The sequence below is a fragment of the Bradyrhizobium sp. BLXBL-01 genome (assembly GCF_051853025.1).
Lineage (GTDB): Bacteria > Pseudomonadota > Alphaproteobacteria > Rhizobiales > Xanthobacteraceae > Bradyrhizobium.
The window spans coordinates 4,339,160-4,357,643 of the sequence record NZ_CP182471.1; the positions used below are offsets into that span (position 1 = coordinate 4,339,160).

Annotated in this window: 21 protein-coding genes and 1 tRNA gene; 10 read left to right on the top strand and 12 right to left on the bottom strand. The window is 63.1% G+C overall.

Annotated elements, in window-relative coordinates:
• Window positions 1-2 precede the first annotated feature (2 nt).
• From ACNJYA_RS20165 to ACNJYA_RS20175, 3 genes are all read right to left on the bottom strand, one after another.
• Window positions 3-266: a hypothetical protein gene (locus ACNJYA_RS20165; RefSeq protein WP_212257006.1), complete on the bottom strand. Its 264-nt coding sequence runs from the start codon at window positions 264-266 to the stop codon at window positions 3-5.
• Window positions 266-466, bottom strand: coding sequence for a hypothetical protein (locus tag ACNJYA_RS20170; protein WP_439400604.1), 201 nt, complete (start codon window positions 464-466; stop codon window positions 266-268). The genes ACNJYA_RS20165 and ACNJYA_RS20170 overlap by 1 nt, the downstream gene beginning before the upstream one ends.
• 195 nt (window positions 467-661) lie before the next feature.
• Window positions 662-1,219 carry a hypothetical protein gene (locus ACNJYA_RS20175; protein ID WP_439400605.1) on the bottom strand — a complete coding sequence of 186 codons (558 nt, stop codon included), beginning with the start codon at window positions 1,217-1,219 and terminating at the stop codon, window positions 662-664.
• Between the two features lie 386 nt (window positions 1,220-1,605).
• Here ACNJYA_RS20175 and ACNJYA_RS20180 point away from each other — a divergent pair, with 386 nt between their 5' ends.
• Window positions 1,606-2,265 (top strand): oxidoreductase, encoded by a 660-nt coding sequence (locus tag ACNJYA_RS20180; RefSeq protein WP_439400606.1) that lies wholly within the window; start codon window positions 1,606-1,608, stop codon window positions 2,263-2,265.
• A 204-nt stretch (window positions 2,266-2,469) separates the two neighbouring features.
• On the opposite strand, the gene ACNJYA_RS20185 is transcribed toward ACNJYA_RS20180, so the two are convergent.
• Window positions 2,470-4,338, bottom strand: a complete 1,869-nt coding sequence (locus ACNJYA_RS20185; protein ID WP_439400607.1) for a phospholipase D-like domain-containing protein — start codon at window positions 4,336-4,338, stop codon at window positions 2,470-2,472.
• A 143-nt stretch (window positions 4,339-4,481) separates the two neighbouring features.
• Here ACNJYA_RS20185 and ACNJYA_RS20190 point away from each other — a divergent pair, with 143 nt between their 5' ends.
• Window positions 4,482-4,934: a VOC family protein gene (locus ACNJYA_RS20190; protein ID WP_172789182.1), complete on the top strand. Its 453-nt coding sequence runs from the start codon at window positions 4,482-4,484 to the stop codon at window positions 4,932-4,934.
• Between the two features lie 292 nt (window positions 4,935-5,226).
• Window positions 5,227-5,865, top strand: coding sequence for a glutathione S-transferase family protein (locus ACNJYA_RS20195; RefSeq protein WP_172789181.1), 639 nt, complete (start codon window positions 5,227-5,229; stop codon window positions 5,863-5,865).
• Window positions 5,866-5,992: 127 nt separating this feature from the next.
• On the opposite strand, the gene ACNJYA_RS20200 is transcribed toward ACNJYA_RS20195, so the two are convergent.
• The 3 genes from ACNJYA_RS20200 to ACNJYA_RS20210 are packed head-to-tail and all read right to left on the bottom strand — an operon-like array spanning window position 5,993 to window position 6,716.
• Window positions 5,993-6,160: a hypothetical protein gene (locus tag ACNJYA_RS20200; protein WP_172789180.1), complete on the bottom strand. Its 168-nt coding sequence runs from the start codon at window positions 6,158-6,160 to the stop codon at window positions 5,993-5,995.
• 5 nt (window positions 6,161-6,165) lie between these two features.
• The gene (locus ACNJYA_RS20205) at window positions 6,166-6,411 is read right to left on the bottom strand and encodes a hypothetical protein (RefSeq protein WP_212258770.1); all 246 of its coding nucleotides are present in this window, start codon (window positions 6,409-6,411) and stop codon (window positions 6,166-6,168) included.
• 50 nt (window positions 6,412-6,461) lie between these two features.
• Window positions 6,462-6,716, bottom strand: a complete 255-nt coding sequence (locus ACNJYA_RS20210) for a PilZ domain-containing protein (RefSeq protein ID WP_172789179.1) — start codon at window positions 6,714-6,716, stop codon at window positions 6,462-6,464.
• A gap of 224 nt (window positions 6,717-6,940) precedes the next feature.
• On the opposite strand from ACNJYA_RS20210, the gene ACNJYA_RS20215 reads away from it, so the two are divergent.
• Window positions 6,941-7,015: transfer RNA gene (locus ACNJYA_RS20215), tRNA-Glu, on the top strand.
• 18 nt (window positions 7,016-7,033) lie between these two features.
• On the opposite strand, the gene ACNJYA_RS20220 is transcribed toward ACNJYA_RS20215, so the two are convergent.
• Both ACNJYA_RS20220 and ACNJYA_RS20225 read right to left on the bottom strand, forming a co-directional pair.
• Window positions 7,034-8,641, bottom strand: a complete 1,608-nt coding sequence (locus tag ACNJYA_RS20220; protein WP_439400608.1) for a hypothetical protein — start codon at window positions 8,639-8,641, stop codon at window positions 7,034-7,036.
• A gap of 53 nt (window positions 8,642-8,694) precedes the next feature.
• Window positions 8,695-10,146 (bottom strand): glycosyltransferase, encoded by a 1,452-nt coding sequence (locus tag ACNJYA_RS20225; RefSeq protein WP_439400609.1) that lies wholly within the window; start codon window positions 10,144-10,146, stop codon window positions 8,695-8,697.
• A gap of 328 nt (window positions 10,147-10,474) precedes the next feature.
• Here ACNJYA_RS20225 and ACNJYA_RS20230 point away from each other — a divergent pair, with 328 nt between their 5' ends.
• From ACNJYA_RS20230 to ACNJYA_RS20255, 6 genes are all read left to right on the top strand, one after another.
• Complete coding sequence (locus tag ACNJYA_RS20230) at window positions 10,475-11,149, top strand: hypothetical protein (RefSeq protein ID WP_212258659.1); 675 nt, start codon at window positions 10,475-10,477, stop codon at window positions 11,147-11,149.
• A gap of 217 nt (window positions 11,150-11,366) precedes the next feature.
• Window positions 11,367-11,993, top strand: a complete 627-nt coding sequence (locus ACNJYA_RS20235) for a PilZ domain-containing protein (protein WP_172789177.1) — start codon at window positions 11,367-11,369, stop codon at window positions 11,991-11,993.
• A gap of 104 nt (window positions 11,994-12,097) precedes the next feature.
• Entirely contained in the window at window positions 12,098-12,370 is a 273-nt protein-coding gene (locus tag ACNJYA_RS20240) for a hypothetical protein (protein WP_260383564.1), read from the top strand.
• A gap of 501 nt (window positions 12,371-12,871) precedes the next feature.
• Window positions 12,872-13,912, top strand: a complete 1,041-nt coding sequence (locus tag ACNJYA_RS20245) for a PrsW family glutamic-type intramembrane protease (protein WP_439363132.1) — start codon at window positions 12,872-12,874, stop codon at window positions 13,910-13,912.
• A gap of 68 nt (window positions 13,913-13,980) precedes the next feature.
• The gene (locus ACNJYA_RS20250) at window positions 13,981-14,559 is read left to right on the top strand and encodes an HdeD family acid-resistance protein (RefSeq protein ID WP_439363133.1); all 579 of its coding nucleotides are present in this window, start codon (window positions 13,981-13,983) and stop codon (window positions 14,557-14,559) included.
• A gap of 235 nt (window positions 14,560-14,794) precedes the next feature.
• On the top strand, window positions 14,795-15,880 hold the full coding sequence (locus ACNJYA_RS20255) for a 3-deoxy-7-phosphoheptulonate synthase (protein ID WP_311739340.1): 1,086 nt from the start codon (window positions 14,795-14,797) through the stop codon (window positions 15,878-15,880).
• 60 nt (window positions 15,881-15,940) lie between these two features.
• Here the strand turns inward: ACNJYA_RS20255 and ACNJYA_RS20260 are convergent, their stop codons facing one another.
• The 3 genes from ACNJYA_RS20260 to epmA are packed head-to-tail and all read right to left on the bottom strand — an operon-like array spanning window position 15,941 to window position 18,382.
• Window positions 15,941-16,195: a hypothetical protein gene (locus ACNJYA_RS20260; RefSeq protein WP_172789172.1), complete on the bottom strand. Its 255-nt coding sequence runs from the start codon at window positions 16,193-16,195 to the stop codon at window positions 15,941-15,943.
• 43 nt (window positions 16,196-16,238) lie between these two features.
• Window positions 16,239-17,333 (bottom strand): lysine-2,3-aminomutase-like protein, encoded by a 1,095-nt coding sequence (locus ACNJYA_RS20265; protein ID WP_439363134.1) that lies wholly within the window; start codon window positions 17,331-17,333, stop codon window positions 16,239-16,241.
• On the bottom strand, window positions 17,330-18,382 hold the full coding sequence (epmA, locus tag ACNJYA_RS20270; protein ID WP_439363135.1) for an EF-P lysine aminoacylase EpmA: 1,053 nt from the start codon (window positions 18,380-18,382) through the stop codon (window positions 17,330-17,332). Before epmA ends, ACNJYA_RS20265 begins: the two co-directional genes overlap by 4 nt.
• Between the last annotated feature and the right edge of the window lie 102 nt (window positions 18,383-18,484).

Sequence of the window (18,484 nt, forward strand, 5' to 3'; positions counted from 1 at the left end):
GATCATGCTTCCCTCAGCACCTTGAAGGCGCTGAGAATGACGAAAGCACCGAGACCGTAGGTCAGTGCATTCACGACCCAGGACATGGCGATGCCGGCGAAGGTCGACCCTCCAACCGCTCCCCAGAAGAAATACGCTGCGGTGATGCCCGGCCACTCCAGCCAAAGAAACGCGAAGTCGGTCAGCGGCTCCAGGACGAGGAGCACCGTCGAGACGAGCGCCCCGACGGCCAATGCGATGACGAGGTGTGTCCTCACGGAGAGCATCAAAGACCCAGCAGGCCGGAGATAACAGGAATGAGGAAAAAGGCGGCGGCCCCGAGCAGGAGGCCGACGAAAATGCGTGCAGAGCGGCTGTGAATCTTCGTATCGAGCCACGCACCGATGGCGAACCCAGCCTCTTTCAGCCAGCGGCCCACGAGGGCTCTGACGAGATCGAACAGGAGTTCTGCAAGCAATGCGGCCATGGCGTTTGGTCGGCGCCACCGCTGGCGGGGTTCAAGTGCCGAGGGGATGAGGCAACAGCGCGAGAGCGAGAGCTTGGGGCGACAACCTAAATCTCCGGATCTCTCCGTCTGGGGATCGGGCCGCGCAATGAATTGAGTGTAATTTTGCGCTGCGATCCAGAGTTCACTGTATTGTCACCGCAAGCCCCAAAGATGTCACTTAAAGAGCTCCTCGATACTCCTGACGGCCTTCTCCGTCGCCTTCGCGGTCCTTTCAATTAGCCTTATTATCTTTTGTGTATTTGCCAATCGCTTCTCAATGGAGGCTGAGACGAAGCGCCCCTTCTTATCGCGTGGAGGCGTTTTTTCGCGCATCAACTTGCAAGTATTGTTTATAAGTCTCAACGCCTGATTTGCCGCAAAAAGAGTTGCGCCAGCCGCACTCGCCACCATAGTGATATCGTGGAGAATTATCTCGGGCCCAGTCTCATGCTCTACGTATAGGCACCTGTGGCCATCTCCCAACTCACATATCCACACAACGCCTTGGCAACCGTAGCCATGTCTTGTCGCTGGAACGGAGGACAGACCAAACGTCTTGTTGATGTCTTCGTATTCGGGTGACAGGTACACGTTGCACCAACGCCCGCCTTCGTCTTCGAAGAGCGGACGAATCTTTATCGAAAACAGTTCTTCAGGACGGAAGTGAAGTATCCGGCCAGCGTCCCGTAACCGATCCTCGAAACCCTGCCTCTCGTCTAGCTCATATTGCATGACGCCCCTCATCACCCGTGTCGGTTGCATCTAATTTGCTATAGTCTCGTGGTACTTTCTAGTCGTTTTTAGGCGTAGGATAGGTCGAGCGAAACCCAATCCTACGAGCTATCGGACCGCGACGGCCTCACGCACATCGTGGCTGAAAAATCCTCGGCAGCGACGAGTGGATCACTTCCGCTGCGCATCGACTTGTCGAGTTTCCTGAGAGTAGCCCCTGGCCAAATGGCCGGCACAGGCGAGTTCGTCATTGGCGGCACGCCATGTCGCGCCCTATACGTAACAGATAGCTCGATCCGGATATTGCGCATCCTGCACGCCTTCGGGCGCCACTCCCCCTGACTTTCAACAAGTGATCCGGCACCCAACGCAAAACGGCGGCTTGAATGAAAACTGCACTTGTCTTCGGCGCAACCGGCTTCATCGGCTCGCATTTGCTGCGCGACCTCCTGGACAGTCCTGATTATTCGCGGATTGTGGCCGTGGCCCGTAAGCCGCTGGCGGTGAGCCATCCGAAGCTCACGGTGCTGATCGGCGATCTCGCTTCCCTGCCCGCACTCAAGCCGCAATTGGTTGCGGACGAGATCTTCATTGCGCTGGGGACGACGCGCAAGCACACCCCTGACGAGGCCGAGTACTACAAGATCGATCATGATTATCCGCTGTTGGCGGCCGAGATCGCAAAAGCGAACGGCGCGCGGTCTGTGTTTCTGGTCACGGCCGTTGGCGCCAACGCCGGCTCCGGCGTGTTCTATCTCAGGACCAAGGGCGAGGTGGAGCGCGACATTCTCTCGCTCGATTTCGAGCACACGCATATTTTCCGCCCGTCGATGATCCTCGGCGCGCGCGACGAGGACCGCCCGCGTGAGCGCCTCATCATCGCGATATGGGGCGTGCTCAATCCGCTGCTCCTTGGCCCGGCCGACCGATATCGCGGGCTCGCCGGCAACGACATCGCGCACGCCATCGCCAAAGCCGCGCGGCATCAAACGGAGAAGGTGCGAACCTATCATTGGAAAGAGATGACGGCACTGCTTCGAACGTGATGCAGCTCGTAGGATGGGTTGAGCGAAGCGAAACCCATCGAGAGCCTTGTTCCGTGACGAAGCATGATGGGTTTCGCAAGTGCTCTACCCATCCTACGAACTAAGTCAGTGTCCGGCGTCCCGCCCCACACTCCGGGAGTCTGGTGCACGTCACCCTAAGTCGAAGCCGCCTCTTCGGGCGACGTTAATCCCAACAGCTTCCAATCAATCCTGCTTCATGAAGATCTCGCGCCGCAACTGCTTTTGCCCCGCTTTGAAATGACCGGGCACCCATTCCTTCCAATTCTCCTTCAGGAAACCGGCGTCCGGGTCGCCCTTGCCCGCCTCCTTGATCTTCTTGACGACATAGCGCGAGTAGAAGTGGTCGAACACGCGCATGAACTCGCCGAAATAGATGTCGGCGACTCTCGTGTTACCGCGGATGACCAGCATATTCTCGTCGTTGGCGTTCTGTGACGGCTGGCTGAAATTTGCAGTGCCGGTGACGACGACCGGGTCGCCTCCCAGCGGATCGACTAGCAGAAACTTGTCGTGAACATAGAAGTTGCGGTTGAAACCGGTCAGCTTCTCGCCGAGGAAGAATTCGAGATCGCCCCTTGAAAGCTTGGCTCCGGGCGCCATGACGCTGTTGCCCGTGACTTTGATTTCGTCGGCAAACTCGTCTCCCGGATCCTTGTCGAACAGCGAGTAGCGGAGAGTATCATCGTCTTTTGCCAGCGCCTTGTAGAGGAAGTCGTCCAGGTTGAAGGCGAACGTGATGCAGGCCATCCGCTTGGCGTCGGCGATGAGATCCGCATACCATTCCAGTGTCGTCGGCTTCGTCTTGTCGTCGCGCGGCGAGTACAGCTGCAAGATGCGATTCTTCGGCGGCAAAGTATGGCGCGCAGGCGTCGCATCGACAGCGAGATTTGCTTTCTTCAGGGGAGCAAGCGTGACGTCCGGTGCAGCCAGGCGCTCCCAATAATCGAGGAAGCTCTGTGCAATCTCCCCATCCCATATGACATGGCCGACATTGGAATGGCCGAAGATGCCGCCCGAGGAAATGTTCGTCGACCCCGTCCAGACGGCGATCGGCACGTCGTTGTGGAGCAGAACGATGAACTTATTGTGCCTAATTCCGGCGCGCGACTTCTGCGGCGTGCAGATGCTCTTGATCCTGGCCGCTGCTATCATCTCCTCGTTTTCGTCCACATAGCTTTGTGCCTCGTAGCGGATATCGACGTCGACGCCGGCATTCTTCGCTTTCTTGAACGCCAGGCCGACGGGCTTGTAGCGAAACTCGTAAAGCATCGCCCGCAAGGCGTAGTCACCGGGGTTTTGCAGCGTCGAGGGATATTCGATGAACTTGACGAGTGCCTCGAACAGGCCACGGGAAAGCCATTTCATCGCATCCGAGCTGGGATCGTTTTCATCGAGCTCGGTCTTGCCGAACTTGCGTGCGAACGCCTGAGAACCGGCGGCGCCGCGGTTGAAATAGATGTCGTGAGTGATTTCTCCCGGCTTGTTTCCACCCTCTTCTGCCTCCGTGCTCACACGAATTTTGGTTGCCGATGCAACATCGAGCTCGAGGAGTTTTGGCTTGCCGTAGACCGGGATGACGCGGAATTCGTAGGTTGTCTCGGGCTTGGCGGTGTAGTCGCCCCACTGAAATGTCTGAATCGGATGCTCCGACGTCGGCACCGGAGTTCCAGGAGCCAGTCCCTCGTCCTTGTGCTTGAAGCGCTTGATCCCTCTAATGAAGTAGCGCTCGTGGATATTGTCGTTCCTGTCGAACTCGGTGCGCTCGATGGCAAAGCCCAATAGTCCGGTCTTCTTGGCTTCCTGGCCCGGTGCGAAGTCCCAAGCCAGCGTAACGACGTGCAGTCCAGCAATTGCGCGCACGTGCAATACGGCGCCTTCTTCAAATTCGCGCACGGAGATCCCCCAATTTTGTCCCTGCGCAATATGCAGGGGGTCGCGTTCCCTCAACGAGAACACGTGCATCTTTTCACGTGAACAATCCAAAGTCGAGACACCTCGTGGAAGATCACTGCAGCTGCCGTCGGAAAGGGACTCATCGGGTGCCGTCAGCATCGTGTGTCCGGCTGGCAATCTTCGCTGACGCTTCGGCTTCGCGCGAGCCTTCCCCCTGCCCCTCCTCCCCGTTTCCTGCTATTTCCTACCCCGCCGTCCCGGCCCAAGACAAAACCCTCCGTCCGTTCCAGGGAGCAACAACCATGCGATACCTCCACACCATGCTGCGCGTGCGCAATCTCGATGTCGCGCTGAAATTCTATGTTGATGCTTTCGGCTTGAAGGAGGTGCGGCGGATCGAGAACGAGAAGGGGCGGTTCACGCTGGTGTTCCTGTGCTCGGCGGACGATCTCGAAGCCTTGAAGAAGCAGCCGCCGACCCGCGGGGCGCCGCTGGTCGAGCTCACTTACAATTGGGACGAGGAGAAGTATGGCGAGGATCGCTTCTTCGGCCATCTCGCCTATGAGGTCGACGACATCTACGCCACCTGCGAGAAGCTGATGAAGGCGGGCGTCACCATCAACCGTCCCCCGCGCGACGGCAACATGGCCTTCGTCCGCTCGCCGGACCTGCACTCGATCGAGCTGCTGCAGAAGGGCGATCCGAAGCCGCCGCAGGAGCCCTGGGCGTCGATGCCCAATACCGGCCATTGGTAGGCCCTTTCGCGCAGGAACAAGCGCCCACTGCCCGCGTTCACCCTCCAAGCGATGCGATTGGAGGAGGATGCGATGGCGAGAGGGCTGTTGCTGTGGATGCTTGGCGTGCCGATCCCGGTGATCATTCTGTTGTGGCTGTTCTTCGGCCGCTGAGTGAAAGGCTTGAACTTTGCAATGAAAGCTCCGCCGCGTGCGGAGCTTTTTGCATGAGGGGCACGATGCAATCGCGCATCGCTCGGCGCGCCGAATTCCGCTATCACCCGCAGCAAGCGACAATGCGGGGAGACGCTTCATGCCTGACACCAAGCTGACGATCTGGGGCCGCGCCAATTCGGTCAACGTGCAGAAGGTGCTGTGGTGCTGCACCGAGCTCGGCCTCGCTTACGAGCGCATCGATGCCGGCATGCAATACGGCAAGACGCGCGAGGCCGAATATCTGTCGATGAATCCCAATGCGCGGATTCCGACGCTGGTCGAGGGCGACTTCGTGCTGTGGGAATCCAATTCGATCATGCGTTATCTCTGCATGGCGCATGGGCGCGGCACGCCGATCTACCCCGAGGCGCCGAAGCAGCGCGCCTCGGTCGACCGCTGGCTCGACTGGACGCTGGCGACGGTGCAGCCGGTCGACCGCCCGGTGTTCTGGGGCATCGTACGCACCGCGCCCGCCGAGCGCGACATGATCCAGGTGCAGCGCGATGCCGATGCCGCTGCCGAGGTCTGGGCGATCGCCGACCGCCTGCTCGCCACGCGCCGCTTCATCGAGGGCGATACGTTCACGCTGGCCGATATCGCGGTCGGATCCTATGCGCGGCGCTGGCTCGGGGTCGAGGGCATCAGCCGGCCGGCACAGCCCCACCTCACGCGTTGGCTCGCCGAGCTCGGCAAGCGGCCGGGATTTGCGCAATTCGTCGCACCGCCGATGTCGTGAGCACCTCGCGCGGGTCAAGCTGCGGCGATCGCGCGTGGAATCCTCGTTCCGGCGCGCGCCCCGCGGCGTCACGGCCGCGCTTGACGGCTACTGTGCATGGGGTTGTTTTCTCAACTTTTGACGTGCGCTAGCGCCAGCCGCGCTCGACCAGCAGCACGGCGATGATCAGCAGCAGCGTCACCGCGGCGGTCGCAAGGCGCGCGGTCCAGCTGAGGCCGCGGCCGACCCACCACAGCAGCGCGCAATACATCAGCACTGGGACGATGATGTCGAGCCGCACCAGATCCGCAGGCATGGCCGTCAGCGCCGGATGGTGTCGACGCTGATCGCGCCGCCGAGCTGGACGCAGGTCCCGGTGCCCTCGACCATCACGAAGCGCGGGCCGTACGCGGCGCAGGAGCCTGCCTTCGCCTTCCCGGCCGTGCTGCCGGCCAGCGGCAGCGCCTTGCCCGCCTGTGGCGGCTCGGCAGGCGGCAGGCGCAGGCTCTCGGCCGCGGTCGCGGACGTGGCCAGCAGACAGAGCAGGATGAGGAGCGGCGTGCGCATCGCCGCCTTGTAGCCCGGACCGGCCGCGCGCGCCATCGGGCGGTCCGCGATCAGAGGAACCTGACGCCGGCCGACTTGCCGCGGCGCCAGATCACCTGGCAGCTCCGCCCGGTGCGCGCATCGCGTGCGAAGGCCATCCGGATCACGCCGGGAAGCTGGCTTGCGTCCTCGTCGAGGGTGATCTTGGCACCCGAATCCGAAATGTCCTGGACCAGGCAGTGCCGCGCGGCGAATCCGCCATCCAGCGTAATCCAGGCGTGCTGCGACAGCAGCTTGCGGGCTGCGCGCTTCTTCGGCGGTGGCATCGGCAAAATCTCCCCGTCCAGCGCTACGCAGGGAACCCTAACAAACCGTTGAAATCGCCTCCGAATGATCCCGGGCTCGGGACTATCCACCGGAGCCAAAAGACCGTTCCCGAACGGCTTGCCCGGGAGCGCAAAGGCCACTATACGTTCGCCCGCTGCAAGCCGCCGGACCCTGTTCGGCCGGCCAGCGGCCGTGCCGGGACAATCGGCAGGGCCCTGCGTTTGCTCCCTTCGTCTATCGGTTAGGACGCCACCCTTTCACGGTGGAGAGAGCGGTTCGATTCCGCTAGGGAGCGCCAGCCAGTCCGCAATCCCCCTCACCGCTGCTCCAGGAAGCTGCTGCCGACCTTCGCGCAGGCAAGCCCGACGGTATAGACGTGGATCCCCTCGATCAGGCAATGGTCGGGATTGAGGCCCAGCAGCCCGATCGAGCTTTCGGCATCGAGCGCCTCCGGTGCGCGGACGACGATGCAGGGATAATCCGCCGCGAGCTTCGCGTAGCTGTCCGGACGAAAGTTGTTCTTGAGCACGCGCGTGTAGCCGTTGTGGTCCAGCAGCGGGATCCTGAAGACGCTCGCATAGGCCGCAGAGAACCTGTCCCGCATCGCCTTGTCGCCCCAGAGCTGCACCGTCATGTCCCAGCCGTGGTTCATGTCGTTCTCCGGCGCGCGCACGAACATGCTGGAGACGTTGGCGCAGGCGGGGCCTGCCGCGACCACGGCCTTCGAGAGCCTGGCTCCGATCGCGTTCAGGCGAGACGAATGCAGCGCTGCGGCGCGGGCTTCGATCAGCGTCCCCGCGCTGATCGCCACGCACAGGCTGCCAGCAAGCAGGCTCAGCGCGGCCGACGGGACCGCCGGGACGAGCCGTCTGACCTGCACCACGACCAGGACCAGCACGCCGCCCGTCAGCACCCACGGCAGCAGCATGTAATGGACCGCGTAATGCTTCGACGTTGCCACGAGGTGCGCGGCATAGATGAGGACGGCGGCACCGAGCGTCAGGCTGACCGGATCCCGCCAGCTCCGGCTCTTGACACACGAGGCCAGCGCCACGGCCGCGGCGACGACGTACACGGCGAGCACGAGCGGCGCGGCTTTGACGATCGCGGCCATGTTCGACCAGAATATTCCGAAATCAATGAACCCTGGCTCGCCCTCGCCGTAATTTCCCTTGTGAGTGGCGATTTGCGCAAGCCATCCGAATCCGCGCGTGATCGTTCCCGGATTGAAGATCAGGCTGAAGCCAACGAAGCCGATCGCCCCCGCGATCGCAGCGGCGACGAACGCGCGCCTGTTTCTGAGCAGGCACACGGCGAACAGCGCCTGCGGCAGGTAGAGATATTTGGTCGAAAATCCGACGGCGAAGATGACCCCGGAAACGACGCCGAGCCCCGTCCCCGGCGGGCGCGCATCGAGCGCGGCCTTGATCACGATCGCCATGCCGAACAGCGCGAAGGCGGCCATCAGGCTTTCCGGCGCAAGCACGGTCTGGAAGTGAAACGAGTCGGAGTGCACGAACGCACCGGCCTGAAACAGCATCGCAGCGATCGCGCTCTGGGTCGTCCGACCGACGATGAGTCCGCCGGCCAGCAACGCGCCAGTGAGCGCCAGCGCCTCTCCGGTTCGGCCTGCCCATGTGATGGCATCGTAGTGTTCGAGCCCGAACGCGACGACATCCCCGGCCCCGGCGACCAGAGCCCAGCCCCTGACGATCAACGCGACGAGCAGCGTCGTCGTCGTACCCGGGTGATCGAATTTCAGCGAGCCGTATCCCGCCGCCATCGCCAGCCCGTTCATCGTGTAGGCCGATTCCGGATCGACCTGGACGCCCCAAACGGCCTGGTAGGCCGAATAGAGCAACGTGGCCGCCAGATACAGCGACGGCACGATGAGGATCAGCAGCGTTCTGATCCTTCCGCTCAACCGTGCGTCGGGAAAGCAATCGTCTGACATACTCGAACCGTGGCTTCCGCGGCCTAGATCGCCTTGATCTTGAAGAAGGCGAAAGCCACCATCTTCAGCAACATCCAGCCATGGCGAAACCTGGAGATCTGAGTCTCGCCGTACGTGCGCGCGGCGTAGCGGATCGGGAGATCCACGGTCTTCAGGTTGAGCTTCGATGCGCCGAAGATCAGGTCGAAGTCGCCGAACGGATCGAAATCACCGAAATAGGCCTTGCCGGCCTTCAGGCGCTGATAGTCGCTGCGGCGCAGAACCTTGGTGCCGCACAGCGTGTCGGTATAGCGCTGATTGAGCAGCCAGGAGAACAGATGGGAGAAGATCTTGTTGGCGATCAGGTTGAGGAAGCGCATCGCGCCATCGTCCATGGGATAGACCAGGCGCGATCCGTTGACGAATTCGCCCTTGCCCGCCTGCAGCGCCTCGACGAATTTCGGAATCTGCTCCGGCGGCATCGTCAGGTCGGCGTCGAGAATGATCAGCACGTCGCCGCGCGCCGCGTCGAAGGCGGTGAAGACGGCGTCGGCTTTGCCCTTGCCCGGCTGCCGCATCACCTTGATGTCCTTGGATGGATGCGCCTGCTTGACCCGCTCCATCTCCTCGAACGTACCGTCCTGGCTGTGACCTTCGATGAAGATGATCTCGATGTCGCTGCAGAAGTCGGGAATTCGCAGGACCGCAGGCTCGATATTGCCGCGTTCGTTGCGCGCCGGGACGACGACGGTGGCCGAAGCGAATTCTTCCCTCGCGCTGCGGCCGGAGCGAGCGACCAGATAATGCCGAAGCGCCAGTTGGCGGATCCCCGGGAGCACGCTGACGAAACGATTGAGAAAACGGCCGACCCCGAACATCCCGACCGGAGAGAGCACGCGTTGCTCCGACTTCACCGGATCGAAATCCGCAAGCCTGGCAAGGCTGCGCAGGTCGGTCGGCGACAGCACGTTCTGGTCCGGTTGCGGCATCCGCAGGCCGACGAATTCGGCGAATTTCAGCAGGGGATACCAGAGATGCGAGAAGTAGCCGATCACCAGGCGCGTATTCCGCGTACAGAACGGATGCAGCTGGGCGATGAACCTCTGACAATCCTCCACCGAACCGATCGTATCGAGGACGAGGATATAGTCGAACGGACCTTGCAGCCCATCGAGCGTCGCGGGGTCTTCGGCATCGCCTTCGATGAAGGTGAGATCGGGGTGGCGCTGCCGCGCGATCGTGATTTGCTTGCGACAGAGATCGACCCCGACGCCATGTGATGGCGCAAGACTCGCGAGTGTATCGCCGATGCCGCAACCAATGTCGAGGACGCGGCTTCCCGGCGGGATCAGAAACCGGAGATAGCGCTCATCCTCGTCGTGAAAAAAGCGGTTCCTCTCACGCCACGCCACGCGATCCGCGGCGATCCGGTCGGCGTGATCTAGAATTCCTGCCTTCCGCGGGGACAGGCAGTCGGAGACGACTGTCATGTCCATGGCAAGACGCAGGTTTCATTGAGCCTGCTCGAACTGAAACGGACCGCAAAATTCAACGCCGCGGCGCAGGACGCCGCAGCCACCAAATTAGACATCAATATGGTCCCCCAGACCTAATCGTACTCAAGCGCAACTGGAGAGCGAGATCAACAGGAAGAATCATCGACGTGGATCGCCGGATATGCCGCCATCCATTCGTCCTCGGCCGGCGACGATGAGCGGCAAAATCCGTTACCCGGCATGAACTCCCCAGCCCTCACCCGCAACCAATGTCTGAAGGAAACCACCGCCGCGGCGGCGCCGCGCATTGAAGGATCTGGTTCGACTCATGGAGCAGGGCAAGCCGACCTTGGAAGGCCAGTCCGGCCTCCCCTCCACGACGACCACGCCACTGGCATGGATGCGCCGCACCGCGCCATATTCGCCGGAGCGACGCGCCAAAATGCTCGAGCACATGGCGCGCGCCCGGTCGGCGCCGCGGCCCCAGGCCGATTTTGCGCCGGCCGCACCCGTGCCGTCTGGCAGCAGCGCCAAGGACGTTGTTAGCGATGTCATCGCCTACGTCGTCCTGTTCGGTGTCGGCGGGCTACTCTTCCAGTCGCACGTTCCTCTCTATTTCGGCGCGTTTCTGTTCCTGACCGACGGCGAGCGCATTGAACGCGCACTGGCAAGCATCGGTATCCGCCTCGAGCCCGAAACGATCGGCCCAGACCTCGTCAAGCGCTCTGTATTCTGGTTCGGATGGTTCGCGTTGCTCGGCGCTTTGAAAGGCTCCGTCCCCGTGTGGCTCGCACCATGGATGCCTCCGACCGAGTCATGGCCTTCCCTGGCAGGCATTGCCCTTCTGCTCGCCGTCGTCGAGGCATTGACGCCGCTCGCATTGCGGCGCGCATTGCCGCGTTTAGGATGGGAGATCCGCCCGGACGGCCCGACGTGGAGGACGATCCAGTTCGCCGTGGCCGCTGCCGCGCTGACTATTCTGGTGCTGTTCGGACTCCTCTAGGGGCCGCCGCGGAGCGCCGTGTCTTCGCTGCACCCTGAGTGGACAACGCTGTGCGATTGCCTGTAGCACAACGGGGCTTTATGCCGCGCGCCCTACTGTGCCGCCGAGCCGCGCATTTACTGAAAATTTACCCCTGCTCTTGGGCTTCAGTATCATTTGCTTAGAGTTTCGCAGTTACCGTGAAAGTACGGAAGTCATCCAAAGCAGATTGGCGCTCATGTCCGTCGCAGAATTCCTGAGGCAGCGAGCAGTGGATGTTGCGGTCAGCGGCAGCTACTCGCTGCCCCGCTGGTACGATTGCGAGGGCAAGCTCCGCAGCTTCGCCTGCCGGACCAAGCGCGTCTCACCCTTCCGGATGATCGTGGACGTGCCTGTGGTCGGCAAGGTCGGCGAGCGCTTGACCTCTTACTTCCAGGATTTCGGCGAATTCCAGGGCACCATCAGTGCGACATTGAAGGCAGGCTTCCTGATGGAGCTCGAGATGACGCGGGCGCGGCGCGCCTGGATGTCGGAAAAGCTGACCTGGCTGGAGAAGAAGCAGAAGGATGCCAGCGTTCGGGAGCTGCGGCGTGACGCGCGTTTCGTTCCGCAGATCTCGCACACCGTCCTGACCCTCGCGGACGGCAGCAGCCATTCCTGCTTCATCATCGACGTCTCGACGGCCGGCGTCGCGGTGTCCTCCGAATACGATCCGGCGATCGGAACCCCGCTTGCTGTCGGCGGCTGCGTCGGGCGGGTGATCCGCAAGTTCGACCACGGCTTTGCGGTCAAATTCGCCGAAAAGCAGGACCGGGACGACCTCGGCCGCCTGATCGTGCGCGCGCCCTTGCTGAAGTCGGCCTGACCCTCCGCCACGCCGCCCTATAGCGGCCCCAATGCCGGATCAGCTTTTGCAGGTCTGTGCCTCGGGCCGGACGTCATTTTGCAGACTTGCGATCGGGGGACCGAATGGCAGTCGACAAGATCACGGCTGAAAAGATCAAGGTTGGTAAGATCACCTGGGACAGGGTCGGCCGGGTAACCGAGCCCGGACGCTACATGTACACGTTCGGCTGGCTCACCATCACCGCCGGCGATCTCGAGATCTGGAAGCGATACCCGCAGGCCGCGTTCACGCTGCTGGCGCAGAGTTCCGAATCGCCCGACTCCACCGGCGAGGAATTCCATCTCGGCGCCTTCGACGTCGCACCCGACGCGCCGCCTGCGATCACCACGCACTGAGCTGGAAAAAGCGCGGACCGTCGCGGGAACGCCTGGCATGGGCGTTGCTTTATCATCGCCATGATACACATCCCTGCCGTCGATCAGGCCTTTCTGTTGCTGCTCATCGTCCTCTGCCTCGGCACGTGCCTCGTCCGCGCGTTCTGGGAGCTGGAGCGGTTGCGCGCACGCCGGATCGACGCCCCGCGCCACGGGCGCATAGCGAAGCGAGACTAGGACCGGCCGCCGCCGGGCCATGTGCGCCGAGAATCGAAGAAACCAACGCATTGCCTTGATCTGGCTTGCAAATCTCAATCCCGCGCCCGCCGCGCACTCGTTGCCATGGATGACGAGCATCTTTTGTCATGCAATTGATTGCGCTTGTATTCCACCTCGTAACGGGAGAGGAGCGCATGAACGGCAGCTGTCGCGCGTGTTAAGCGACCCGACAGCCGGCGCATGACACATGGTCGCATCGGTGAACGTAGATAAGCGGATCAAGGGAACCTATTTTCGGCGCCAATGTACCTGATCGAAGCGCTCCCCACCGTCATTGGAACTGCCGCCATCGCCCCGGCGCTGCTGATGCTCTGGCTCGTCATCGCCGCCGAAGAGCGTCCCGGCCCGCCGGCCCAGGTCTGGACCGCATTCCTGCTGGGGGCGGCCAGCATTTCACTCCTGGGTCTCGCGCGCGCCCCCTTCGCCAAGATGGTCGCCGCCCCGGACGACCCCTGGGCGGCGCTGGCCATGCATTCGATCTTCGGCGTCGCGCTGCCCGAGGAGGCCGTCAAGGTGATCGCCATCGTGCTGGTCTCTTCCACCAAGCGGCGGACCTTTGCCAATCCGATGGACACCGTGGTCTACGGCGCCGCGGTCGGCCTCGGCTTCGCCGCCTACGAGAACCTCGCCTACCTGGTCCAGCACGCCGACATGTGGCGCTCGCTAGCCGCGCTGCGCAGCGTCCTGACCGTGCCCTTCCACGGTGCGCTCGGCATCATCGCGGGCGCCTACCTGACCATTGCGCGCGCCGGCACGGCGCTGGGCGCGAACCGCCATCATCGCGATTGGGCCCGTCTCTCCAGCCGCCTGCTGATCTTCGCCGGCCCGCTCGCGCTGCATTCGGCCTTCGACTTCCCGTTGCTGACGCTCCAGCGCATGCCCGATCTCGATCCCAGCTTGCGCATGTGGCTGGGCGCGGCGAGCCTGTTGATCGGCTTCGGCTCGATCGCCTTTGCCATCCGCCTGGTCCGGCGCGTCGCTCGCCACCATGCGCCGCGGACCGATGTCGCACGCGAGCGGCTCAGCCAGCTGCGCCGGATGTGGGCGCTGCTGCTCGCCGGCGGCGGCATCGGATTTGTCGGGCTCGCCTTCGTCCTGACCTCGATCCATCACTGGCTGATCAACCCCGAGCGTAACCTGACGCTGGCGCTGATCCCGATCGGTTTCGTCTCGATCCTGCTCGGCCTTGCGCTTCTGATTGTCACATCGGCGATCTACATTCTCGGCCGCAACCGCATCCGCACCAGCGCGGAGGGCTTCTCCTCGGCGCCCGGCGGTACTTGATCCACCGCATGGCGAACGCGCCATCGGCCTACTAGATTGGGGTAATCCTCTCGTTCCGGAGCCCGACGATGACATCGCCCGAGGAATTTGGTCGCCTCCAATCCGAGATGAACCAGGCGGTCAAGACGCATTGGAAGGCTTTTCTGTTCGAAGGCATCCTGCTTGCCGTCCTCGGCATTGCCGCGCTTGTCCTGCCGCCGCTCGCCAGTCTTGCGACCGCGATCTTCCTCGGCTGGATGTTCCTGATCGGCGGCATCGGCGGACTGATCGCGACCTATTGGGCGCGCAGCACGCCGGGTTTCTGGTGGTCGCTGATCTCGGCTGCGCTGGCCGTGCTCACCGGCATGCTGCTGTTGGCCCGGCCGATGCAGGCCGTGCTGACGCTGACCATCGTGCTCGGCGCCTATTTCCTCGCCGAGGGCGTCGCCACCATCATGTACGCGCTGGAGCACCGCCGCGAGCTCAGCGGCCGCTGGTCGTGGCTCCTGATCTCGGGCCTCGTCGACATCGCGATCTCGTTCATGGTGATCACGGGACTGCCAAGCTCGGCGGAGTGGGCGATCGGCGTCCTCGTCGGTATCAACCTGCTGTTCGGCGGTGCCACCCTGATCGGCATGGCGCTGGCGGCACGCAAAAACAACACCTGAAACGCGCGTTGCGTCTTGTGCCGTCTTGGGGGGTGACAAGGCGCCAGCGGCACGCTATATGGCCTTCCCATGATCACCGTCGCCACCAGCTATTTTTGGTACTTTAGCTACGACAGCTCGCTGGCGGCGGGAGGATCGCGCTCAATCTAAAACATTGCAGCAAACGTCCGAACAGCCGCCAGACCTGGCGGCTTTTTTATTGGCCGGCAGGTTCTAGAACAGACAGGAGCCCGCCGTGCTGAGCACGACCGACGATCTTCGTATCCGCGAACTGAAAGAGCTGAGCACGCCTGAAGAGGTGATGCGGGAAGTCCCCCGTACGCTCACCGCAACGCGTGTGGTGATGGCCGCGCGCAACGCCATCCACGCCATCCTGAGCAATCAGGACGACCGCCTTCTGGTCGTCGTCGGCCCATGCTCGGTGCATGATCCCAAGGCCGCGCTCGACTACGCCGAGCGCCTGGCGAAACTGCGCGAGGATCTCGCCGATCAGCTCGAGATCGTGATGCGGGTCTATTTCGAGAAGCCGCGCACGACGGTCGGCTGGAAGGGCCTGATCAACGATCCCGACCTCGACGGCAGCTTCGACATCAACAAGGGCTTGCGGCTCGCGCGCAACGTGCTCGCGGCCGTGAACAATCTCGGCCTGCCCGCCGGCACCGAGTTCCTGGACATGACCACGCCGCAATACATCGCCGACCTCGTCTCCTGGGCTGCGATCGGCGCGCGCACGACCGAGAGCCAGATCCATCGCGAGCTGGCATCGGGGCTGTCCTGCCCGGTCGGCTTCAAGAACGGCACCGACGGCAATGTGCGGATCGCGGCCGACGCGGTGAAATCAGCCTCGCATCCCCATCATTTCATGGCCGTCACGAAGCTCGGCCGCTCGGCGATCGCCTCGACCGCCGGCAACGAGGACTGCCACATCATCCTGCGCGGCGGAGCTGAGCCGAACTACGACGCGGCAAGTGTTGCAGCCGCCTGCAATGAATTGACCAAATCCGGCGTTGCCCCGCTGGTGATGGTCGATGCCAGCCATGCCAATTCGAGCAAGAAGCCGGAGAACCAGCCGCTGGTGATGGCCGATATCGCCCGCCAGATCTCGGGCGGCGAGAGCCGCGTCATGGGCGTGATGATCGAGAGCAATCTCGTCGCCGGCCGCCAGGATGTCGTGCCGGGCAAGCCGCTCACCTATGGGCAGAGCATCACTGACGGTTGCATCGACTGGGCAACGACGTCGAAGACGCTCGAGCAGCTCGCCGACGCCGTCGAGATCCGCCGCAACACCCAGCGCGCGGGACTGCACGAGAGGTCAGCCTGACGGATCACTGGGTTAGATGGCTCGTTCCTCACCTCTCCCCGACGGGGAGAGGTGAAAGTCTCAGCAGCCGCGGCAGATGCTTTTGATCTTCTTGTCGAGCGCCTGGTTTTCCTTGCTGAGCGGATCGTTCGCATCGCTCAGATTCTTCTCGCTCGGCACATCCCCGGCACGCGGCTGGCGATGACCGACCGGCGCCGGCAACACCGATCCGGACGATGCGCCGCTTGATGTCGATCCCTTGGAGCCGCCGGTCTGCGCAACAGCCGCGCCGCCAAGCAAGACCACGAGCGATGTTGCCAGCATGATCTTCTTCATGTCCGTTTCTCCATTCTCAAATCAGCGTCCATGCCATCGCCCCTCATGTCTCGGGCGGATAGAGATGAACGTCGCCGCAATAGTCGACGATACGATAGCGCGTTTCCGATTCCGCTTCACGCGCCTCGTCCGCGGTATTTTGCACCGCCAACACGTAATTCGGCCCTACCGGCGACTTGCCGGCGCCGCCGGGAATGTCGATGACATAGTCCGGTTGACACAGGCCCGACACCCGTCCGCGCAACTGCCGCATCAAGTCCTGGCCTTGCGCCAGCGTCGTTCGCAGATGCGCCGTGCCCGGCGCGAGATCGCCGTGATGCAGGTAATAGGGCTTGATCCGGCATTCGACGAAAGCTCGCATCAAATCCGACAGCGCGGCGATGTCATCGTTGACGCCGCGCAACAGCACGGACTGGCTCACAAGCGGTATACCAGCATCGACGAGCCGCGCACAGGCGGCGCGCGCGGGCCCCGTCAGTTCCCGCGCGTGGTTGGCGTGTACCGCGACCCAGGTGGCCGCGCCCGCGACCTTCAGCGCCGCAACCATCTCCGCGCTGACGCGTGCAGGTTCGGCCACGGGAACGCGGGTATGAAGACGGATGATCTTGACGTGATCGATGGCCGCAAGATCGGCCATGATCTCGCTCATCCGCCGGGGCGACAGCATCAGGGGATCGCCGCCGGTCAGGATCACTTCCCAAATCTCGCCATCCGCCCGGATGTAGTCGATCGCGGCGCGATAGGCACTCTCCGACAACGCATTGTCCTTGCCGGGGCCGACCATCTCGCGGCGGAAGCAGAAGCGGCAGTAGACCGCGCAGACATGAACGAGCTTGAACAGCACGCGGTCGGGATAGCGGTGCACAATTCCGGCGACCGGCGAATACGGGTGATCGCCGATCGGATCGGCATTCTCGCCCGGCCGCGCCTCGAGCTCGGCCGAGGTCGGAACGAACTGCCGCGCGATGGGATCGTCGGGATCCGTCGGGTCGATCAATCCGGCCAGATCAGGCGTGATCGCCACGGCATAGCGCGCGGCAACGCGTTCGAGCGCCGGCAGCGCCGCTGCGGGCGCCAGCCCCTCGGCCACCAGCTCGGCAGGTTCGCGCAGAGTGCGTGCAAGGTTGGTCTTTGTCATCTCTCATCCGCAGGGGGTGTCCATACCACCTGATCAATTCGTATTGCGCCGCTCGCCAGCATCACCAGCCGATCGAAGCCGAGCGCGACACCACTTGCCTCCGGCATTGCGGCAACCGCCGTCAGAAAATCCTCGTCGAGCGGATAGGTTTCGCCGTAGCGGCGCTGCTTCTCCGTCATCGATTCCGTGAAGCGTTTGCGCTGCTCCTCGGCATCGGTCAGCTCTCCAAAGCCGTTGGCGAGCTCGACGCCGCAGGCATAGACCTCGAAACGTTCGGCGACCCTCGGATCGACCGTCTTCACCCGCGCCAGCGCCGCCTCTGGAGATGGGTATTCGAACAGGATGGTCAAACGCCCCTGCCCCAGCTGCGGCTCGACATGCTCGACCAGGACCTTGCTGAAGATGTCCGACCAGGTGTCGTCCTCGGCGACACAGACCTTTCCGGCTGCCGCCGCGGCCAGCGCCGCACGGTTACCCTCGCCGCCCGAAATTGTCGACAGCAGGTCGATGCCGGCAAAGTGCTCGAAGGCGCCCGCGACCGTCAGGAGCTCCGGCTCGGCGAAGGGATCGGCGGTCCGGCCGCGGAAGGAGAAGGTCCCGATCCCGGTCGCCTGCGCCGCACGGGCGATCACCACGACGCAATCAGCCATGATGGCATCATAGGGGGCGCCTGCCCGGTACCATTCCAGCATGGTGAACTCCGGCAGATGCAGGTCGCCGCGCTCGCGGTCCCGGAACACCCGTGCGAACTCGAAAATCCGCGTCTCGCCCGCCGCCAGCAGCTTCTTGCAGGCGAATTCAGGCGAGGTCCGCAGGTATCGGCTGGCCCGGCTGCCGTCCGGCCGCATGATCTCGGTCCGGGGGGCGTGCAGATGGGTCTCGTTGCCCGGAGAGACCTGGAGAACGGAGGTTTCGACCTCCACAAACCCTTGTTCGGCGAAAAACCCCCGCAAGGCTCCGGTCACGGCGGCCCTGGCCTGGAGGAACGGCCGCCGGTCGAGGTGCCGCGAGGGCGACCAAAACGGCGACATCGGCTTGTCCCCAGCCATCAACCGACCGCCCCGACCGGCAGCAAAGTGCTGGCATCCAACGGCAAAATCAGTATGTTGCGGCCCGAAACGGGCGCCGAGGTCCGATTTGAGGCCCCAAGT

What these genes read in the sequence shown, in the direction of transcription:
- epmA (WP_439363135.1), bottom strand. Translation starts at nt 18,382, where the DNA reads ATGGCTGGGGACAAGCCGATGTCGCCGTTTTGGTCGCCCTCGCGGCAC.
- ACNJYA_RS20195 (WP_172789181.1), top strand. Translation starts at nt 5,227, where the DNA reads ATGCCTGACACCAAGCTGACGATCTGGGGCCGCGCCAATTCGGTCAAC.
- ACNJYA_RS20175 (WP_439400605.1), bottom strand. Translation starts at nt 1,219, where the DNA reads ATGCAATATGAGCTAGACGAGAGGCAGGGTTTCGAGGATCGGTTACGG.
- ACNJYA_RS20235 (WP_172789177.1), top strand. Translation starts at nt 11,367, where the DNA reads ATGTCCGTCGCAGAATTCCTGAGGCAGCGAGCAGTGGATGTTGCGGTC.
- ACNJYA_RS20210 (WP_172789179.1), bottom strand. Translation starts at nt 6,716, where the DNA reads ATGCCACCGCCGAAGAAGCGCGCAGCCCGCAAGCTGCTGTCGCAGCAC.
- ACNJYA_RS20170 (WP_439400604.1), bottom strand. Translation starts at nt 466, where the DNA reads ATGGCCGCATTGCTTGCAGAACTCCTGTTCGATCTCGTCAGAGCCCTC.
- ACNJYA_RS20165 (WP_212257006.1), bottom strand. Translation starts at nt 266, where the DNA reads ATGCTCTCCGTGAGGACACACCTCGTCATCGCATTGGCCGTCGGGGCG.
- ACNJYA_RS20205 (WP_212258770.1), bottom strand. Translation starts at nt 6,411, where the DNA reads ATGCGCACGCCGCTCCTCATCCTGCTCTGTCTGCTGGCCACGTCCGCG.
- ACNJYA_RS20240 (WP_260383564.1), top strand. Translation starts at nt 12,098, where the DNA reads ATGGCAGTCGACAAGATCACGGCTGAAAAGATCAAGGTTGGTAAGATC.
- ACNJYA_RS20250 (WP_439363133.1), top strand. Translation starts at nt 13,981, where the DNA reads ATGACATCGCCCGAGGAATTTGGTCGCCTCCAATCCGAGATGAACCAG.
- ACNJYA_RS20265 (WP_439363134.1), bottom strand. Translation starts at nt 17,333, where the DNA reads ATGACAAAGACCAACCTTGCACGCACTCTGCGCGAACCTGCCGAGCTG.
- ACNJYA_RS20225 (WP_439400609.1), bottom strand. Translation starts at nt 10,146, where the DNA reads ATGGACATGACAGTCGTCTCCGACTGCCTGTCCCCGCGGAAGGCAGGA.
- ACNJYA_RS20200 (WP_172789180.1), bottom strand. Translation starts at nt 6,160, where the DNA reads ATGCCTGCGGATCTGGTGCGGCTCGACATCATCGTCCCAGTGCTGATG.
- ACNJYA_RS20245 (WP_439363132.1), top strand. Translation starts at nt 12,872, where the DNA reads ATGTACCTGATCGAAGCGCTCCCCACCGTCATTGGAACTGCCGCCATC.
- ACNJYA_RS20180 (WP_439400606.1), top strand. Translation starts at nt 1,606, where the DNA reads ATGAAAACTGCACTTGTCTTCGGCGCAACCGGCTTCATCGGCTCGCAT.
- ACNJYA_RS20185 (WP_439400607.1), bottom strand. Translation starts at nt 4,338, where the DNA reads ATGCTGACGGCACCCGATGAGTCCCTTTCCGACGGCAGCTGCAGTGAT.
- ACNJYA_RS20190 (WP_172789182.1), top strand. Translation starts at nt 4,482, where the DNA reads ATGCGATACCTCCACACCATGCTGCGCGTGCGCAATCTCGATGTCGCG.
- ACNJYA_RS20260 (WP_172789172.1), bottom strand. Translation starts at nt 16,195, where the DNA reads ATGAAGAAGATCATGCTGGCAACATCGCTCGTGGTCTTGCTTGGCGGC.
- ACNJYA_RS20230 (WP_212258659.1), top strand. Translation starts at nt 10,475, where the DNA reads ATGGAGCAGGGCAAGCCGACCTTGGAAGGCCAGTCCGGCCTCCCCTCC.